The sequence below is a fragment of the Pseudomonas sp. AC083 genome, assembly GCF_979253165.1.
This window is the reverse complement of the sequence record NZ_CEEDDH010000007.1, coordinates 56,574-74,714: the sequence shown is the minus strand read 5'-3', so window position 1 is coordinate 74,714 and position 18,141 is coordinate 56,574. Positions and strand designations below refer to the sequence as shown.

Sequence of the window (18,141 nt, the reverse complement as noted above, 5' to 3'; positions counted from 1 at the left end):
GACATGCCAGGCAAAACGCCTTCCAAAGGCACTTCAACCGTTAATGTCCATCGCCAACCGGATACGCCAGGAGCCGCACTCGCGCTACGCCCTGCCCCCCCCGACATAACCCTGCGAGCGGGCTTCGAAAATGCGACGTCGATCGATCCGCAATTCCGACCGGGCAGGCCAACAGACAGCATCGACCACGACGCAATCACTCCAGCTCCTACCGTTAGCGTGCGCCCATTGACGTCGCCGAACGAAACACCACGCGCAGCCTTTCTACCACTGGAGCATTATCGGGTGATGGCCGCTGCCAGCTTGCCGACAGCCAATACCGAGGGTTTCAGAGTTCACAAAGGCCGCCAATACGTCGACGTGGTCGATGTCGGGATCGTGCTGGTCGCCAAAGACGCCGACACCGGACTGTACCGGGCACATCTTGCAAGCGAATCGAAACCTTCCGGCCCGGTTTTGTTCCGCGATCGTGATAGCGGATTCTGGCGTGCAAATGATGACGACGAAGTCAACACTGCCCCTCTTACCCATGTCGGCCTGCAAGCGTTTCGCACGGATCTGGACTTCAGCACCAGCGCACCCGACATCGACGGTTTGTTTCGACACGACGGCAAGCGCTACGCGCTCATTCACGATCATGCTTATCAGGTAATGCTTGATAAGGATGGATCTACGCCGGTGCAAAAGGTCTGGCGCATTGTTAATGCCAAGGATCCCGTGGCCATTGATGATGACAACATCTATCACGCCAGCCGCAGTGGAGAGTCGCGGGCCGTCACACGCAACGCCAACAATACCTGGGTTGCTGTGTCCACCGGTTTGCTGGGAGGCATGCGCCGCCAGGAGGGGATCCCGATTCTGCTGCAACGGTATGAGCCATTCGTCACGCGAATGAACGAGATCAACGAGTCCGCTGAGCGCTATTACGTGCTTGCGGCGCGGGCAAATGCTCTGCCGAGCGGAAGCGCCGAGCGGACGGCGGCATGGATTGGCGTTGAAGTTCACTTGCTCAAGCACATCAAAAAGCAGGCTGACAATTTGCAGTCAATACTCGACCACAAATCCTGGTTGATACATCTGAAAGCCAACGGGGTTTTCGCCGAAGAGTTGCACGCCCTTCGCCTGGATCGGGTGGTATACCTGAACCGACTGATGACAGTCATGAACTTCAGAGGCGAGTCTGTATTCACCACTCTGACCGCTGACAACTGTAAAAAAATCATCAGCTTCATGAACAAAAAGCTGAAGCTTCTCGAAGACCGGGAAGTGGTGATGGGACAGATCCTGAAAGCAGACCGAGGAGCAGCCCCCGCACTTGCAGAACTCCGTAATGAAGTGGCCACGGTCGAGCGAATCAACTTCAACAAGTTGAACATGTACGTCCACCTGTTCGCAGGCACGCCTGACTACCCGCCAAATGTGACCATGCGCTCGCTTCACGCCATCGACCTGATCACCGGCGATCTGCAAAACATTCCCGAAGGCGCGCAGTCGTTGTCACTGATGCTGACCCTCGATCAGATAAGAGCTGAGAGAGGCCGCTTTGAAGCAGAGCTGCCGGCAGGCAGCGTCAAAGCCGAGTACGCCAGGGAGATCCTCGCGCTGACCGATCAGTTCGAGACCGGCATCGAAACCCGCTTGAAAGAAATCTTCGCCTCGTTCAACCGCAATACCGAGCTGCCCAGCCTGGATCAGAACATCGACATCGACTTCATCCCGTCCCGGCCAAGCGATAGCGTGTCAGCCCGACCGCCGTCGCTGAGAAAGGTGTTCCGCACCCGACGGCACGGCACTTCCAGAGTAATGGCTGGCGACACGGAAACCGCCGCAGATGGCAGCGTTATCGTCAAGGTTTCCAACCCGTTCCAGCCCAATGGCCCGGTCGAGCGATACGAAAAAAGACAGGGTGAATGGCTGCCTGTTCGCCCGCCCATCGCCAGCACTCCGCGGCCGGAACTGATCGCCGAGGCCAACCGCTTATTGGTTGACGTCGAAAGGCACATTGCCCAGGCACAGACCAGAGAAACCGCTAAAGACAATCCGACGGAAATCATTGAAGAGCTGGAAAAAGCCATCGACCCGCTCAATGAACAGGCACGCCGCCTGCAAAACCAAGATACAGCGGCCGAGGATGCCGAGATTCAGAACCTGAGCGAGCGTTTGCAAAGAGCTGCAGACACACTGTCCGCGCATGGCCAAAGCGTGCTGGTGCGGATGTACAAGAACAAGGACGTGCTGGACATTTTGCGGCTCAATTATCTGATCGATCACGCTGAGCTGAACGCCGTCAAAACGGTTGACCGCAAACAGCTGGGCAAAGGCCGGGACAAATCCTTTCTCGACGTTTACTCGATCAGGGATAGCGCTAACGATGCGCCATTGTGGGAAGCGCATTTTCACTATGAAAAACTGAGCAGCGAGCCGCTGAACTTCACCATCAAGGGCAGTCATCTCAAAACGCTGGAACAGAGCAGACGCGGCATCCAATCCCAACGCCGGGACGAGCAGGCCGGCCTGACCCACGTGCCAATCTGGCGCCAATATCTCGATGGACGCACAGGGCAGAAAATCTTCGACCTGGCCGCCGCCTCTGCTCCCCCCATGACACAGCCTCAGGCAATGACGCCGAACAGGCCGGCAGCTTCCGTTGAAGAAGCTACCGCGCAACGACTACAAGGAATGTAAGACATGCGCAGCAAAACGCCGCACCCAGTTACTCCCCCCGGTAATTTTCATCTTCGACCGGATACTTCCACAGATACGATTGCGCAGCGTCCCATCCTCACGCCGCGCCCCGGTCTTGACCAAACCGCGTTGAGCGGCCCGCACTTGCGCGCAAACCGGCGCATGGACAGCAACGATCCTGATGCGATCATCCCGGCCCCGAATGTCACAGTACATGCGGCTGCATCAGTGCCGGAGACCGTGGTCAACGCTGGCCACCGTTTCGAACATTACCGCGTCGCTGCAGCAACCGGCTTGCCTGACGCCGACGCCGAAGGACTGAGGACATTCAAGGGTCGCCACTATGTGGAAATGTCCGATGGCGGTTTCGTGCAGGTGCGCAAGGACGCGCAGAGCGGCCTCTGGCGCGCCGGGCTGGCGAGCGAATCCACGCCCTCCGGACCGCTGATGCTGCACGATCCCGAGAATGGGCGATGGCATGCGCTGGAATTTTCGCCGCCAGGCACCTTCTCTTTATCGGTGGCACGTCTGCAAGCGTTCCGCACGCCGCTCGACTTCAGCACCAGCTCACCCGACAGCGACGGGCTGCACCGCCATGACGGCAAACTTTATGCAGTGATCGATGATCACGGCTATCAGGTCTTGCACGACCCCGATGCGTCGACGCCTCTGGCCGAGGTGATGCGCATCGTTCGCCCGCAAGATCCTGTCGCCGCCGACGTCGACAACATCTATAGCGCGACGCGCCTGGGAAGATCAGAGCCTGTGGTGTTCGATGCCCATCAGGGCTGGCAAGGCATCGTAGTCGGCGGAGCCGGCGGAATGCAGCGCGGCAGTCCCGACCAACCGGCTTCACCGGGGCTGCGGGAACGGCTCAACACCGCGATCAACCGGCTGCGCACACCACAATCGCGACTGCGACAACTTTACCCCTCTCTGGACAGCGAGCAGATCCGCACGCTGCTGAGCCCCCACAGCGGCGATGTACAAGGCTTCTTGACCCGCGTCGAGACTGAATACAAGACCTTGAAGCTGGAACTCGCGACCTGGCTGAAAACCAGTGCGCTGGCCGGCGGGGCGGTCCATCCCTCGGTGGAGCGCGCCGCGCAAGAGATCAAGCGTTGCTGGAAACGGCAGACGGGAACAACGCTGCAACTGGATCTTGGCGACGCAGGCATTGCTCCGCTGTCCGCAGATTTCAGCCATGTACGCACGCTGCACTTGCAGGCGGTGGCATGGTCGGCGGGATCCGAAACTTTTCTCACCGGGTTCACAGCCCTTGAACGCTTGAAAATCAACGCTTCGGCGCTCGATAAACCGCCGGCGAACCTCACGCAGATGCCCGGCCTCAAGGAATTGGACCTGCGAGCGAACCGCATTGAACTGAACGAGCAAACCGCCGGCGAGCTGGCTTCGCTCAGCCAACTGGAAAACCTTGATCTGTCGGACAACCCGCTGGGCAAAACCCTGGATTTCAGCGGCATGCTCCAGCTCAAGACCGTGAATCTGCGCAACACCGGGCTGGATGAATGGCCAACCGGGCTGCGAGATCAGCTAGCGATAGAGTCGCTCGATCTGCGCAATAACCGATTGCGTGAAATTCCGCAGACAGTCATCAGCCCGGCGAGTGATCAATTGCTCGCCATTGCCAACATCAACCGCATCACCCTGATCGAAGGCAACCCCTTTGCCAGCGGCTACTGGCGCCGGCTGGAACTGTACTGGCAGCGGGTAACGGCCGAATACCCGGCACTGATCACCAGCGCACGCACAGGTGCATTCCGGATTGATGGCGACATCCCCGAAGTCGCTATGCTGCTGCAGATGTATCCGGACAAAACGCCACAAACTGCCCGGGAGTACCTGATTGGCCTGGGGGATGGCGCAGAAGCCACCGTCAGCCAGCGTTTCGAAGAGTTCAAGGCGCTCGATGCGCAACTGCTGGCCTACGTCGCCAAGAGCCAGCCGGGAACATCCAGCGTCGCCGGGCGGGAAAAGGCTCGGGCAGAACACATTGCCCGGATCATCAAGGACTGCTGGCTTCAGGAGTCGACGGGCCTCACGCTGCCACCATTGCACGGACCGCTACCACCACTGACTGCCGACTTCAGTCGGTTGAAGTTGCTCTCCCTCGATAGCGTTGTCTGGTCCGACTCTGCCGACACGTTCCTGTCGCGGTTGCCGAATCTGGAAAACTTGACGATCAGCCACTCCGGCCTGGAAAAAATGCCCGCAGGCATCACAGCGATGAGCCGGCTCGCCCATGTGAATCTGTCGTCAAACCAGATAAAACTCGATGAGAACAGCGCTGGTGCATTGAGTGCATTGCATCAGTTGGTCAGCATCGACCTGTCGAACAACCCACTCCAGATGCTGCCCGATTTCAGTGCGATGTCCGGGCTGCAGACACTGGACCTGAAGAACACCGGCATCAGCGAGTGGCCCACCGGCCTGGCTGACAAGATCACCTTGACCGGCCTCGACCTCAGCAACAATAAACTGCGCGAAGTCCCCGACGCACACATCAACCCGCCAGCCGATCAATTGGCTGTGGTCGCGCGGATCAACAACCACACGCTGCTTGAAGGCAATGACTTCCCTTCGCCTTACTGGAGGAAGTTCGATCGCTACTGGCGAAAACTCAACGAACTGCATCCGCAGTTAATGACTCCGGCCCACCCCGCGGTATTCGACAGTGAGAACTCGCGCGCGCAGCGCTACCGAAAACTGTTTCCGAGCAAAAGCATCAAGGAATGCCGGGAGTTTATCTGGAACCATGACAAGGCCACTGTCGCGACCAGGCTGTTGGAGCTCGAGCAGGATTTCGCCGTGTTGAAAAACCAGCTGGATAACTGGGTGTTTTCGGGAGGCAGCAATCCTCTGCGCTATATCCGCGTCAATCAGTTGCAGATCAACACGCAAACCCGCAATGAGCGCATCGAGGCACGGGATCGGATCATCAGTTGCTGGCGACGTGAAACGCCGCAGAAACACGCCTTCGACGGCACGCCGATAGGTCTGGAACTGGATTTGAGCGGCCTCACATTGCCGACCCTACCGGATCTGAACACCGATTTCAGCCATGTCGGCTCGCTGAAACTCAACAACATGAATCTCACCGAATCCCCGGAAGGATTCCTGACCCGCTTCCGCCATCTGCGCTGGCTGAACATGGCCAACAATCGTCTCAGGGATCTCCCGCCGGCCATCGGCGAAATGCACGGGATGACCCGTTTGTTTTTGCAGGGCAATCAACTCGAACTCACCGCCGAGACCGCGCAGATACTGGCCGGGAGAACGACCCTCAGGGCCTTGTGGATACACGACAATCCGCACTTGAACGTGAGCCCGGATTTCAGCGCGATCACCGATATGCGCGAGGTCGACATGTCAAACACCGGCATCGAAAGCTGGCCCACCGGACTGTACGATCAGCCCCTGCTGGGCAAGATCCATCTGAACAACAACCGAATCACGAGGCTGCCCGACTTTGTCGTCGCACCGGCAGCGGATCGCCTGACGCATTCAATTCAAGTCAACAGCGGCACTCAGATAAGCAATAACCCCCTGAGCGCATACACTCGGGAACGCCTGGCCGGCTACAGTGAGCGGCTGCGCCACTCCGCAACATCGCTTTACAATCCTCTGAACCTGCTGACCACTTCTGCCCCGGCAGCCCGCCCACAGCCGGCGCTAATGAACGCTGCGTCGGCCTATCCGCAGTTGACCGTCGGTATGACGGCAACCGAGGCGACGAAGCGCACCGCGCAGCTGGACAGACTGAAAGCACAGGACGGCTCGGATGGCTTTTTCAACATCATTTCCAGACTCGGCCACCACGCCGATTTCCGCCGACAGGTCTGGGACGTGGTTGATGCCATCAGCGAGAACAACGTGCAATCACGCGCTCTGCGCAGAGATATTTTTGATCGCGCCTGCGAAGCCGGCTGCACTGACCTTGCCGCCGCCACATTTACTGACCTGCAAGTGTTGGCCATGACGCATACGGCCAGGGTGCAGGCGAAGCAAGACGGGGATGGCACTCGACTGGTGGATTTGTCCAGAGGTCTGTTCAGGCTCAGACAGGTCGACGAACTGGCCGCAGCAGACATCGCTGCGAGCAGGGCAATCGCCAACGATCCACAGGTTTCTGCGAGTGAGCGCAATACCCATCGCCTGCGCTTGCGCGATCCTCATGAAATGACCATGGCTTACCGCTTTGGCCTCAAGGATCAGCTGCAATTGCCGTTTCAGCCACAGTCACTGTCCTTTATCGGCATGGCCGGCGTCACACCGCCCATGCTGGAAGTCGCCTACCGTAAAGTCATCGCCTTGAACAACTCCCCCGAAGAGTTTCAGGCTCTGGTGTCGATGGATTTCTGGCAGGACTTCATCACGCACAAATATTCGTCCCGGTTCGACGCCGCGCGTCAACCCTATCAACAGAGGCAGGCGGCACTGGATGAGCACGTTGCGAAAAAATTACTGACCCAGGCTGAATACGACGCGCAAACCAATGACGTCACGGCACAGTTGGCCATTAGCGAAGCGACGCTCATCCAGTCACTGACGCGCGAGGAAATTCGCCCCGGTGAGGCAGTTGAAAAACCTGCCAGCAGCGAGACGGCAGTTTCGGCCGATTGAAGCAGGCCACGACAGCAGCCGGATGATCCGGCCTGCTGTCATTCGTCGTCGTCGAAGTTGTAACTGCCCGGTGCGAGGTTTTCGAAGCGCGTGTATTTACCGATGAACGCCAGCCGAATGAAACCGATCGGGCCGTTACGCTGCTTGCCGATGATGATTTCGGCGATGCCCTTGTGCTCGGTTTCCGGGTGATACACCTCGTCGCGGTAAACGAACATGATTACGTCGGCGTCCTGCTCGATCGCTCCGGATTCCCGCAAGTCGGAGTTCACCGGGCGTTTGTTCGGGCGCTGTTCGAGGGAACGGTTGAGCTGCGACAGCGCCACTACCGGACAGTTGAATTCCTTGGCCAGGGCTTTCAGGGATCGCGAGATCTCGGAAATCTCGTTGGTGCGGTTGTCACCGCTGGACCCGGGAATCTGCATCAGTTGCAGGTAGTCGATCATGATCAGGCCGACATCGCCGTGCTCACGCACCAGACGCCGGGTCCGCGCGCGCATTTCCGACGGGCTGATACCGGCGGTGTCATCGATGAACAGTTTGCGGTCATTCAGCAGGTTGACCGCCGACGTCAGGCGCGGCCAGTCGTCGTCTTCGAGTTGGCCCGAACGCACTTTGGTCTGATCGATTCGGCCGAGCGAAGACAGCATACGCATGATCAGCGATTCGCCTGGCATCTCGAGGGAGTAAACCAGGACAGCCTTCTCGCTGCGCAACACGGCGTTTTCCACCAGGTTCATCGCGAAGGTGGTCTTACCCATCGAAGGTCGGCCGGCGACAATGATCAGGTCGGACGGCTGCAAGCCGCTGGTCTTCTCGTCGAGGTCGGTGTAACCCGTAGACAGACCGGTGATCGCGTCGGCGGTGTTGAACAACGTGTCGATGCGGTCGATGGCCTTGGTCAGCAGCTCATTGACGCCGACCGGGCCGCCGGTCTTGGGCCGCGCTTCGGCGATCTGGAAGATCTGCCGTTCGGCTTCGTCGAGGATTTCTTCAGCGGTGCGACCTTCCGGGTTGAAGGCGCTGTCGGCAATCTCGGTGCTGATGCCGATCAATTGGCGCAACGTCGCCCGCTGGCGGACGATCTGCGCATAGGCCTTGATGTTGGCGACCGACGGCGTATTTTTTGCCAGTTCGCCAAGGTAGCCGAGGCCGCCGACTTGCGACGTCTGGCCTTCCTTGTCCAATTGCTCGGCAAGGGTAACGACGTCGATCGGCGAGTTCTGATCGGCCAGTTTGGCGATCGCACGGAAAATCAGACGGTGGTCATGTCGATAGAAATCGCCATCGGAGACTTGATCAAGCACGCGTTCCCAGGCGTTGTTGTCCAGCATCAGACCACCGAGTACAGCCTGTTCAGCCTCGATGGAATGCGGCGGCACCTTCAGGGCAGCGGTTTGCAGATCGTATTGCTCGGGAGCGGAGATATCGTTCATGGCCACTTGAGTATTAGTGAAAAGCAGGGGATTCAGAAAGACAAAGGGCACGACCTGTAAACAGGATCGTGCCCGATGTTAACCGCCTGACGGACAAGCCGCCAGCCGATCCGTGTTGCTTAAGCTGCTACCACGACAACGCGTACGGTGGCTTCAACTTCGGCGTGCAGGTGCACGGCCACGTCGAATTCACCCACGTTGCGGATGGTGCCGTTCGGCAGACGAACTTCGCTCTTCTGCACTTCAACGCCGGAGGCGGTCAGTGCGTCAGCGATGTCGTGAGTACCGATCGAACCGAACAGCTTGCCTTCGTCGCCAGCGGTGGCAGTGATGGTCACTTCCAGCTCGGCCAGTTGGGCAGCACGGCTTTCAGCCGATGCCTTACGGTCTGCGGCGGCTTTTTCCAGCTCGGCGCGACGCTCTTCGAACGCAGCCAGGTTGGCAGCGGTCGCAGCGGTAGCCTTGCCGAAAGGCAGCAGGTAGTTACGGCCGTAACCGGCCTTAACGTTTACTTTGTCGCCCAGGTTGCCCAGGTTGGCGATTTTTTCCAGAAGGATCAGTTGCATGTGAAAATCCTCTAACTTTTAACCTTCACCGTTCGCGCTGTCGGTGTCTTTCGACACGTGACGACCGCGAAAATCAATCAGGCTGTCGACAATGGCCAGAACCACGAGCAACGGATAGATCAGCTGCATGAACAACAGCAGCGTGACGTACAACCCCACCAGCCAGAAACCGGCCAGTCGCTTCTGCCCGACCAGCCCGTGAATCAGGGCCAGCCCGGCGAACACCAGCGGTACACTGCACAACGGCGTCAACATGGCCATCTGTGCGCCGAGATTCGGGCCCAGAAGCATCAACGCCAGCAGTAACATCGCCGGCCCCAGCGGGATGCGGATGGCGCGAAACTCGCGACCGAAACCACCCGGGTTGTACAACAACGCCTGCCAATGCCGCCCGACAATCAGGCTCAGCACGCTGACGATCTGCAACAAGGCCGCAATCAGTCCGGTCAGGACCGGTGCAATCAGGGACGCGAAACGCGCTTGCTCATCGACCGACAATTGCTTGTAGGTCTCACCGAGAAGTGCCGGCATGACCTTTATAAGGGCCTGTGCAAGCATCTCGATCTGGGCCGCAAACGCGACCCCGAGCACCACTGAAAACACCACTCCGATCACTACGCTGACCAGCAGCGTGCGGACCCAGGATTCGCTTGCGCGCAAAACCAACGCAAGCACCGCAGAGCCCAGCAGCACCAGAAGTGCCCGTGGGTCATCGGCATACAGCCACCAGATCAAGGCCGGCAGCAGTCCCAGCGACAGAACGCCCAGGGCGTCCGTCAATCCGCGCCGCAGCAGCACAAGGCTCCCGGCGGCAGCACCCAACCAATACAACAACGGCAATGTTGCACATCCGGCCACCACGAGAGTGGCCTGCATTCGGCCTCGCATGATGAACTCAGCTAAGGCGCGCATGCATTCAATCCTTTGCTACTTGTCGACTGCCCGGTCTCAGCGGCCGTGGCTGTCGGTGTAGGCCAGCAGGGCCAGGAAGCGGGCGCGCTTGATAGCGGTGGCCAGCTGACGCTGATAACGAGCTTTGGTACCGGTGATGCGGCTTGGAACGATTTTGCCGGTCTCGGATACGTAGGCTTTCAGAGTGTTGAGATCTTTGTAATCGATCTCTTTCACGTCTTCAGCGGTGAAGCGGCAGAATTTACGACGACGGAAGAAACGTGCCATTTGATAGGCTCCTTAATAAGGTCCGTGGATTACTCGTCAGCGTTATCGCTGTTGTCGCTGTCATCACTGTCGGTGCCTTCGGCGCCTTCGTGCTCAGGACGGTCGCGACGCTCACGGCGCTCACTGCGGTTTTCTTCAGCCTTGAGCATCTCGGACTGGCCGGTAACGGCTTCGTCGCGACGGATGACCAGGTTACGGATCACTGCATCGTTGTAGCGGAAGTTGTCTTCCAGCTCGGCCAGGGCCTTGCCAGTGCATTCAACGTTCAGCATCACGTAGTGAGCCTTGTGAACATTGTTGATTGCGTAGGCCAGTTGACGACGGCCCCAATCTTCCAGACGGTGGATTTTGCCGCCGTCTTCTTCGATCAGCTTGGTGTAACGCTCAACCATGCCGCCGACTTGCTCGCTCTGATCCGGGTGGACCAGAAAGATGATTTCGTAATGACGCATGAATGCTCCTTACGGGTTGTAGCCTGCCGCTCAAAAACGGTCAGACAAGGAGTGAATGACACTTATGGACTTGCTGGCGCGGGGCACATGCGTGCCTGCCGTCACAGCAAGGGGCGCAATTGTAGAGAAGGGACTGCGGGGGCGCAAGGCAATTGGTGAATATTTGAACAACCACCGGGCGACCCGTGTAGGAGCTGCCGAGGGCTGCGATCTTTTGACTTTGATTTTTTCAAAGCAAGATCAAAAGATCGCAGCCTCGTTTCACTCGACAGCTCCTACAGGGGATTTGCAGCAGGTCAGGACTTCTTCGCAGTAGCCTTGGCCTTCGCACCGCGCTGGCGCTGCGCTTCGAACAGGCAAACGCCAGTGGCGACCGAGACGTTGAGGCTGCTGACACTACCGGCCATCGGCAGGTTCACCAGATAGTCGCAATGCTCGCGGGTCAGGCGGCGCATGCCTTTGCCTTCGGCGCCCATGATCAGGATGGTCGGGCCGGTGAGGTCCTGGTCATAAATGCTGACCTCGGCTTCACCTGCGGTGCCTACTACCCACAAACCGCGCTGCTGGAGTTTTTCCAAAGTGCGCGCCAGGTTGGTCACGGCCACCAGCGGAATCACTTCCGCTGCGCCGCAGGCGACTTTACGCACCACCGGAGTCAGCGTGGCCGACTTGTCCTTCGGCACGATCACCGCCAGCGCACCGGCCGCATCGGCCGAGCGCAGGCAGGCGCCGAGGTTGTGCGGATCGGTCACACCGTCGAGCACCAGCAACAGCGGCGCGCCTTCGGTGCGATCAAGCAACTCGTCGAGCATCGCTTCGCCCCAGACCTGGCTCGGGCTGACTTCCGCGACCACGCCCTGATGCACGCCTTCAACCCAGGCGTCCATTTCGCGGCGCTCGGCCTGGCCGACCTGAACACGGTTTTCATTGGCCAGCTCGACCAGCGTCTGCACGCGCGGATCGTTGCGGCTTTCCGCCAACCAGATCTGCTTGACGCGTTTGGGGTGGTGACGCAGCAACGCTTCTACCGCGTGAACGCCGTAGATTTTTTCCAACTGACTCATGACTTCGCCTTCGGTTTACGCGCCCCGCCACTTTTGGCTGGAGCGGAACCCGCTTTGGGCGGGCCCTTACGGTGTTTGCTCGGCTTGGCTGGCTTGCCGTCGGTCGCCCTGTCAGGCGCCGACCGCCCGGTCTTTCCCCCGGACGCCGCTTTACCACCGTTTTTCGCATCGGCCAGCAAGGCCCTCTTCAATTCACGGCTTTTGCGCAGCTCGGCGTTTTTCGCCACGGCGTCGCTCGGGCGATAGGCTTCGGCAACCTTTTCCTTGGCCGGACGACGGCTGGCGGTTTTCGCTGGAGCCTTTTCTTCCGCAGCCCTGGCAGCAGGCGCAGCGGTTTCGGCGCCACGTTTCTTGCGACCGATCGGCGCGCTGATGGTTTTTTCCGCCATCTCGAAATCGATCTTGCGCTCGTCGAGGTCGACGCGCATGACGCGTACTTCAACGGTGTCGCCAAGACGGAAACTGCGACCGGTGCGCTCGCCCGCCAAGCGGTGATGCACAGGATCAAAGTGGTAGTAATCACCCGGCAGTGCGGTGACGTGCACCAGGCCTTCGACGTAGATGTCGGTCAGTTCGACGAACAGACCAAAACCGGTAACAGCGGTGATTACGCCCGGGAACGATTCGCCGACGCGATCCTTCATGAACTCGCACTTGAGCCAGTTCACCACGTCACGGGTCGCCTCGTCGGCGCGGCGCTCGCTCATCGAGCACTGCTCGCCAAGCTGCTCCAGCGCCGCTTCGTCGTACGGATAGATGCGCGCTTTCGGAATGGTCATCGCACCGGCACGACGAACGTGCGGGGTGTCCTGTTTCGAATGGATCACGCTGCGGATCGCGCGGTGCGTGAGCAGGTCCGGGTAACGACGGATCGGCGAAGTGAAGTGGGTATAGGCTTCGTAATTCAGGCCGAAGTGGCCGTCGTTTTCAGCGCTGTACACCGCCTGACTCAACGAACGCAGCATCACAGTCTGGATCAGGTGGAAATCCGGACGATCCTTGATGCTCGCGAGCAAAGCCTGATAATCCTTCGGCGACGGACCGTCCTTGCCTTTGTGCAGGGACAGGCCGAGCTCACCAAGGAACGCGCGCAGCTTTTCCAGACGCTCTGGCGGCGGACCAGCGTGAACACGATACAGCGCAGGGATTTCGTGCTTCTTGAGGAATTCGGCAGTGGCCACGTTGGCGGCCAGCATGCACTCCTCGATCAGCTTGTGCGCATCGTTGCGCACGGTCGGACGGATTTCCGCGATCTTGCGCTCGGAGCCGAAGATGATCCGGGTTTCCTGGGTTTCGAAATCGATCGCGCCACGCACGTGACGGGCGGCCAGCAATACCTTGTACAACGCGTAGAGCTGCTTGAGGTGCGGGACGACGTCGGTGTACTCGCCACGCAATTTGCGCGCTTCGGTAGCCTTCGGCGTTTCCAGCATCGCGCTGACCTTGTTGTAGGTCAGACGGGCGTGGGAATGGATCACCGCTTCATAGAAGCAGTAGTCGGTCATTTCGCCGGACTTGGAGATGGTCATCTCGCAAACCATGGCCAGACGATCGACTTGCGGGTTCAGCGAGCACAGGCCGTTGGACAGTTGCTCGGGCAGCATCGGAATCACGCGCTCGGGGAAATACACCGAGTTGCCGCGAACCTGAGCTTCGTTGTCCAGCGCCGAGCCGATCTTCACGTAACTGGAAACGTCGGCAATCGCCACGTACAACTTCCAGCCACCGGAGAACAGGCGCAGCTTGCCCGGTTTGGCTTCGCAGTAGACCGCGTCATCGAAGTCGCGGGCGTCTTCACCATCGATGGTGACGAACGGCAGATGGCGCAAGTCGATGCGCTTCTCTTTGTCTTTTTCTTCAACTTCCGGCTTGAGCTTGGCGGCTTCTTTCACAACCGCTTCAGGCCAGACGTGCGGAATGTCGTAAGTGCGCAGGGCAACGTCGATTTCCATGCCCGGCGCCATGTAGTTGCCGACCACTTCGACCACATCGCCTTGCGGCTGGAAGCGCGGCGTTGGCCAGTGGGTGATTTTCACCTCGACGAACTGACCGATCTGCGCGTTGGCGTTGCGCCCCGGCGTCACCAGCACTTCCTGCTGGATCTTCGGATTGTCGGCAACGACGAAACCGATGCCGCCTTCTTCGAAGTAGCGACCGACGATGGTTTCGTGAGCGCGGGACACCACTTCGACGATCACACCTTCACGGCGACCACGACGGTCGAGACCGGAAACCCGGGCCAGCGCACGGTCACCATCGAACACCAGACGCATTTGCGCCGGGCTCATGAACAGATCGTCGCTGCCGTCGTCCGGCACCAGGAAGCCGAAACCGTCACGATGACCGCTGATGCGGCCGAGGATCAGGTCGAGCTTGTCGACCGGCGCGTAAGTGCCACGGCGGGTGTAGATCAGTTGAGCGTCGCGCTCCATGGCGCGCAAGCGGCGGCGCAGGGCCTCGATCTGGTCTTCTGTGGTCAGACCAAACTCTTCGACCAGTTGCTCGCGGGCAGCAGGCGAACCCCGATCGGCGAGGTGCGCCAGGATCAGTTCGCGGCTGGGAATAGGGTTTTCGTATTTTTCCGCTTCACGAGCGGCCTCGGGATCGAGGGACTGCCAATCGGCCATTAGAGAGTTTTCACCTTGTCTATATGCGGGTTAGTTTGGCATAGGCGCCGTGAAACGGGAAATTTCCGCTTCTATAAGGCTGTGCAAGGCCTTGTATCGACGCTCCGACACCGTTTTGAACGCCGCTGGTAAAAAAATTCAGTTTTTTCTGCGGCAGGGGTTTACAGTTAAAAAGACGCTCCGTATAGTGCGCGCCATCGACGACGCACAAGCGCTTTCGATGATGCCCAGGTGGTGAAATTGGTAGACACGCCAGCTTCAGGTGCTGGTGACCTTACGGTCGTGGAAGTTCGAGTCTTCTCCTGGGCACCAATTTCGAGTTTGAGACTAGATCAGTTTCAACACTCACACAAAACCCGCGAAAGCGGGTTTTTTGCATTTGCGGGAAAGCTTTTGTTCACACTGATTTATTAAAACCAAATCAGGGGTTTACAGATCAAAAAGGCCTCCGTATAGTGCGCCACATCAACAGCGGCAACGCTTGCGATGATTGCCCAGATGGTGAAATTGGTAGACACGCCAGCTTCAGGTGCTGGTGACCTTACGGTCGTGGAAGTTCGAGTCTTCTTCTGGGCACCAATTCAAATTCAAGGTTCAGGCCTTGGATCTCACAAAAACCCGCGAAAGCGGGTTTTTGCGTTTCTGGCTTCCTGAATTCCCGCAGGTCTTGAAGGAGCGTGTAGGAGCTGACGAGTGCAACGAGGCTGCGATCTTTTGATCTTGCTTTTGACCCCCTACCGTTTAACAGCAAGATCAAAAAGATCGCAGCCTTCGGCAGCTCCTACACAATCACCAGTCGCCCCACAAGGCGCACTTGAGAAACAATATCGTTTATCATTGTTGCAAGTTTTTGCAATGCGACAGTGAGGAACCCTGCGAATGACGTTTCGAAATACCCTGCGCCGAGGCCTGACCTTCACCCTCCTCGGCCTGGCACTCGCCACTCCCCTCACCCAGGCTGCCGATGCGGTTTCCCTGACTCTCTACAACGGCCAGCACAAGGAAGTCGGCGACGCGATTGCCAAGGCTTTCGAAGCCAAGACCGGCATCCACGTCAATGTGCGCAAAGGCAGCAGCAACCAGCTCGCGAGCCAGATCATCGAAGAAGGCGACCGCTCGCCCGCCGATGTGATCTACACCGAAGAGTCGCCGCCGCTGAATAACCTCGGCGAACAGGGTCTGCTGGCCAAGGCCGATGACGCCACCCTAGCGGTTTTGCAGGAAAAATACGTCGCCACCAACGGTACCTGGATCGGCGTTACCGCGCGCGTGCGCGTGGTCGCGTTCAATCCGAAACTGATCGATGAAAAAGACCTGCCGAAATCGGTGATGGAATTCTCCGAGCCGCAGTGGCAAGGCAAGGTCGGCTTCGTTCCTACCAGTGGCGCCTTCCAGGAACAGGCCGTAGCAATCATCAAGCTGCACGGTCGTGACGCCGCCGAAGAATGGCTGACCGGCCTGCGCGCGTTCGGCAAAACCTACAGCAACAACATGGTCGCGCTTAAAGCGGTGGAAAACGGCGAAGTCGCTACCGTCCTGGTGAACAACTACTACTGGTTCGCCCTGCAACGCGAGAAAGGCAAGCTCGACTCCAAGCTGCATTATTTCACCGGCGGCGACGCTGGCGGCCTGATCACCGTGTCCAGCGCTGCCGTGCTGAAATCCAGCAAACACCCAAAAGAAGCACAGCAATTCCTCGCCTTCATGGCCAGCGAAGAAGGTCAGCGCGTGATCACTCAGACCACCGCCGAATACCCGCTGCACAAAGGCATGGAATCGGATCGCGGCCTCAAGCCGTTCAGCGAACTGGAAGCGCCGAACGTCACTCCGGCGGATCTGGGCAACGCTGAAGAAGCGCTGGAACTGGAACGCGAAGTTGGCCTGAACTGATGGCAGCATCGTTATCGGCCCCCGCCGCGCGCGGGGGTTACGTGCCACGACGCAAACGGCCGTCGATCTGGCTGGTGCTGCCGGTATTGCTACTGGTGGTCATGAGCCTGCTGCCACTGGCCTATGTCGGACTGAAAGCCTGGCAGGCCGGCTGGGCCGAGGCGCTGCATTTGCTGTGGCGCCCGTATGTGTTCGGCCTGTTGCGCAACACCTTGGCACTGATGGTCGGCGTGACGGTTACCTGCGCCGTGATAGGTCTGTCGCTGGCGTGGCTGCTGGAGCGCAGCAATCTGCCGGGGCGGCGCCTGTGGGGCGTGATCCTGTGCCTGCCGTTTGCGGTGCCGGCGTTTGTCAGCAGCTTCACCTGGGTCTCGCTCAGCGCGCAATTCGAAGGCCTCGGCGGGGCGATTCTGGTGATGAGCTTGTCGAAGTATCCGCTGATTTTCCTGCCAGTTGCGGCGACCCTGCGCAATCTCGATCCCTCCCTCGAAGAATCCGCCCGCACGCTGGGACAGAATCGCTGGGGCGTGTTTTTCCGCGTCACCCTGCCGCTGCTGTGGCCATCGCTGCTGGCCGGTTCGCTGCTGATTGCCCTGCACATGCTGGTGGAGTTCGGCGCGCTGTCGATCATCGGCCTGCAAACCTTCACCACGGCGATCTACCAGCAATTCGAACTGGAATTCAGCAACGCCAATGCTGCGATGCTTTCGGCAGTTTTGCTGGCGCTGTGTCTGCTGTTGTTGTGGCTGGAACTACGGGTGCGTGGCAAGGGCCGGCATGTACGCACCGGCCAGGGCGCGGCGCGGCAGGCCGAACAGGTAAAGCTTGGACCGTGGGCGGCGGCAGGTCAGTTGTATTGCCTGTTGCTGGCGATTATCGGCAGCGGCATTCCGTTGGGGATGTTGGCGTATTGGCTGGCGGTCGGCTCATCGGCGGCGTTCCCGGTAGCGGCGATCACCGAGGCGCTGCTGTCATCGCTGGCATTGTCATTGGGCGGCGCGGCGTTGTGTCTGGTTTTGGCAGTGCCGGTCGGGTTGCTGGTGGTGCGCTATAAAGGCCGATTGGCAATCTGGGCCGAACGCCTGCCTTATCTGTTGCACGCGCTGCCGGGGCTGGTGATTGCGTTGACGCTGGTGTATTTCGCCCTGCATTACGTGCCAGTGCTGTATCAGACGTCGGGCTTGCTGCTGATCGCCTATGCGCTGCTGCTCCTGCCATTGGCGCAGGCGCCGATCCGTACTGCGCTGAACAAGGCTGCACCGCAGCTGGAAGAAGCGGCGCGGACATTAGGCGCATCGTCGTTCACCGCGTTTTGCCGGGTGACCTTGCCGATCATTTTCCCGGCACTGGGCGCAGCGTTTGCGCTGGTATTTCTTGATGCGATGAAGGAATTGACGGCAACGTTGCTGCTTAGCCCAACCGGACTCAATACATTGGCGACCGAAGTCTGGGCGCATACGGCGAATGTCGAGTTTGCCGCGGCGGCGCCTTATGCGGCGTTGTTGATTGTGGTCTCCGGGTTGCCGGTTTATCTGCTGACGACACGGATGTATCTGAGCCGCTGATACCGTATTCGCGAGCAGGCTCGCTCTCACAAT

General features: G+C 59.2%; 11 protein-coding genes and 2 tRNA genes. 6 read left to right on the top strand and 7 right to left on the bottom strand.

Features of this window, described 5'->3' with window-relative positions:
- Positions 1–3: 3 nt before the first annotated feature.
- On the top strand, positions 4–2,685 hold the full coding sequence (locus tag AC0IXA_RS12915; RefSeq protein ID WP_471813322.1) for a hypothetical protein: 2,682 nt from the start codon (positions 4–6) through the stop codon (positions 2,683–2,685).
- Between the two features lie 3 nt (positions 2,686–2,688).
- Positions 2,689–7,329: an NEL-type E3 ubiquitin ligase domain-containing protein gene (locus tag AC0IXA_RS12910; protein WP_471813320.1), complete on the top strand. Its 4,641-nt coding sequence runs from the start codon at positions 2,689–2,691 to the stop codon at positions 7,327–7,329.
- A 38-nt stretch (positions 7,330–7,367) separates the two neighbouring features.
- On the opposite strand, the gene dnaB is transcribed toward AC0IXA_RS12910, so the two are convergent.
- The 7 genes from dnaB to rnr all read right to left on the bottom strand — a co-directional run bounded on the left by dnaB (position 7,368) and on the right by rnr (position 14,653).
- Entirely contained in the window at positions 7,368–8,765 is a 1,398-nt protein-coding gene (dnaB, locus tag AC0IXA_RS12905; protein WP_016771936.1) for a replicative DNA helicase, read from the bottom strand.
- A gap of 119 nt (positions 8,766–8,884) precedes the next feature.
- Positions 8,885–9,331: a 50S ribosomal protein L9 gene (gene rplI / locus AC0IXA_RS12900; protein ID WP_003221136.1), complete on the bottom strand. Its 447-nt coding sequence runs from the start codon at positions 9,329–9,331 to the stop codon at positions 8,885–8,887.
- Between the two features lie 18 nt (positions 9,332–9,349).
- Positions 9,350–10,243: a hypothetical protein gene (locus tag AC0IXA_RS12895; protein WP_122508589.1), complete on the bottom strand. Its 894-nt coding sequence runs from the start codon at positions 10,241–10,243 to the stop codon at positions 9,350–9,352.
- A gap of 36 nt (positions 10,244–10,279) precedes the next feature.
- Positions 10,280–10,510, bottom strand: coding sequence for a 30S ribosomal protein S18 (rpsR, locus tag AC0IXA_RS12890; RefSeq protein ID WP_002551829.1), 231 nt, complete (start codon positions 10,508–10,510; stop codon positions 10,280–10,282).
- A gap of 29 nt (positions 10,511–10,539) precedes the next feature.
- Positions 10,540–10,962 (bottom strand): 30S ribosomal protein S6, encoded by a 423-nt coding sequence (gene rpsF / locus AC0IXA_RS12885; protein ID WP_016771938.1) that lies wholly within the window; start codon positions 10,960–10,962, stop codon positions 10,540–10,542.
- A 296-nt stretch (positions 10,963–11,258) separates the two neighbouring features.
- Entirely contained in the window at positions 11,259–12,026 is a 768-nt protein-coding gene (gene rlmB, locus AC0IXA_RS12880) for a 23S rRNA (guanosine(2251)-2'-O)-methyltransferase RlmB (protein ID WP_095180954.1), read from the bottom strand.
- Entirely contained in the window at positions 12,023–14,653 is a 2,631-nt protein-coding gene (rnr, locus tag AC0IXA_RS12875) for a ribonuclease R (RefSeq protein ID WP_471813311.1), read from the bottom strand. The genes rlmB and rnr overlap by 4 nt, the downstream gene beginning before the upstream one ends.
- Before the next feature lie 225 nt (positions 14,654–14,878).
- On the opposite strand from rnr, the gene AC0IXA_RS12870 reads away from it, so the two are divergent.
- The 4 genes from AC0IXA_RS12870 (at position 14,879) to AC0IXA_RS12855 (ending at position 18,108) form a co-directional block, all read left to right on the top strand.
- Positions 14,879–14,965: transfer RNA gene (locus AC0IXA_RS12870), tRNA-Leu, on the top strand.
- A gap of 180 nt (positions 14,966–15,145) precedes the next feature.
- Positions 15,146–15,232: transfer RNA gene (locus tag AC0IXA_RS12865), tRNA-Leu, on the top strand.
- A 300-nt stretch (positions 15,233–15,532) separates the two neighbouring features.
- Complete coding sequence (locus AC0IXA_RS12860; protein ID WP_471813309.1) at positions 15,533–16,543, top strand: extracellular solute-binding protein; 1,011 nt, start codon at positions 15,533–15,535, stop codon at positions 16,541–16,543.
- Positions 16,543–18,108 carry an ABC transporter permease gene (locus tag AC0IXA_RS12855; RefSeq protein ID WP_471813307.1) on the top strand — a complete coding sequence of 522 codons (1,566 nt, stop codon included), beginning with the start codon at positions 16,543–16,545 and terminating at the stop codon, positions 18,106–18,108. The genes AC0IXA_RS12860 and AC0IXA_RS12855 overlap by 1 nt, the downstream gene beginning before the upstream one ends.
- Positions 18,109–18,141: the final 33 nt, after the last annotated feature.